The organism is Acinetobacter sp. MF4640 (assembly GCF_002018895.1).
In the GTDB taxonomy this organism is placed as follows: domain Bacteria; phylum Pseudomonadota; class Gammaproteobacteria; order Pseudomonadales; family Moraxellaceae; genus Acinetobacter; species Acinetobacter johnsonii.
This window is the reverse complement of record NZ_MVOM01000122.1, coordinates 1-1,465: the sequence shown is the minus strand read 5'-3', so window position 1 is coordinate 1,465 and position 1,465 is coordinate 1. Positions and strand designations below refer to the sequence as shown.

At 43.1% G+C, this 1,465-nt stretch carries 2 protein-coding genes; one reads left to right on the top strand and one right to left on the bottom strand.

Translation table 11 applies throughout. From position 1 onward, the window contains the following. A partial coding sequence (gene tnpC, locus MF4640_RS18700) for an IS66 family transposase (protein WP_017397802.1) occupies positions 1-617 on the top strand: 617 nt, incomplete at its 5' end. Positions 618-751: 134 nt separating this feature from the next. On the opposite strand, the gene MF4640_RS18695 is transcribed toward tnpC, so the two are convergent. Then, positions 752-1,267: a YkgB family protein gene (locus MF4640_RS18695; RefSeq protein WP_004911234.1), complete on the bottom strand. Its 516-nt coding sequence runs from the start codon at positions 1,265-1,267 to the stop codon at positions 752-754. Between the last annotated feature and the right edge of the window lie 198 nt (positions 1,268-1,465).

The window sequence follows — 1,465 nt, the reverse complement described above, 5'->3', positions numbered from 1 at the left end:
ATGATTACAGTGGTTATAAAGCACGCTTTAAATCAGGCCAGGTCATTGAGGTGGGCTGCATGGCCCATGCACGTCGTAAATTCCATGAACTGCATGTGACCGGGAAAAGTCAGGTCGCTGAACAGGCCTTAGTGCTGATTCAGAAACTGTATGCGATAGAAGCAGAACTCAGGAAAAAGACCGATGGTACAGCGGAAGACCGCCGCGAATACCGACAACAGCATAGTCAACCAGTGATGCAACAACTATATGAATGGCTCAACCAACATCATCTGACAGTGCCATCGAGTTCTCCCACCGCCAAGGCTATCAATTACACTCTGAAGCGTTGGCCAGCCTTAAGCCGCTATCTGGATGATGGCAATCTACCGATATGCAACAATTGGGTAGAGAATCAGATGCGTCCCTGGGCGTTGGGACGCAAGAACTGGCTGTTTGCAGGTTCGCTGCGCAGTGGTCAGCGAGCGGCAAACATCATGACTTTAATCCAGTCAGCAAAGCTGAATGGCTTGGATCCGTATGCCTATTTAAGTGATGTGCTGAAAAGGTTACCGACACACAAAGTGACCCAAATTGAAGAATTGCTGCCGCACTGCTGGAAACCTAAATCGAATTAAAAAATAGGTATGGGATTCAGCGGACGCTTACACAGCCTCTAGTAAGGCACGTACTTGAAGCACTTAAAAGATAAAAATAAAGGCTCTCTAATGTGTTTAGGAGCCATCTAACTTATAGTTGTTTCGGGTGAGGCTTATTTGTTTTTGTGCTCCAGTGCTGTAAGTGATGTACCTACGATAAATATAGACACGACAAACAAGCCTAAATCTTTTAGCAAAAACTGGCCAGGAACCACAGAGATCGCAGGAAACCCAAGAGATGCCTCAAAAACACCGGGTGTAGTCAGCATGAACGACAATGTCGTAAAAAAGAGTCCGGTTGAAAGTACACCGCCCAAGATTGCGAGCTTAGGGGAGAAAACTCGTGCAGCGATTAACAGGCCAACTGAAATTTCAAGCACACCCAGAAAATTTGAGAATCCTTGAATGCTGAGGAAGCTATACATCCACGAAAGCAGAGGGCTATTACTAACAAAACCATGTATACCGTTTGCTTCGTAGCTAGTGAATTTCATGCCACCAAACCACAAATATATTATCGTCATGGCAACGTAGATGCCACCTATACCAAACTTAGTGATTTTTGCACCGAGATTATTACTAAGGGTATTGGTAGTCTGGACACCATTTTCAATTTCGGGAATAGTCATCTTATATCTCCAATTATTTTTAGCCATGTGGACTCACTCTATGTAGCCCACTAAAATGATATGACTCTTGACTCTGTACACGACAAAAATAGATAACTCATTGAAATAATGTCACAATAATTGTTTTCTAACGACGAATACTATGACACATCTCAATGAGTTATATCTTATCTTAAACAAATCTCTAAAATGGAACAA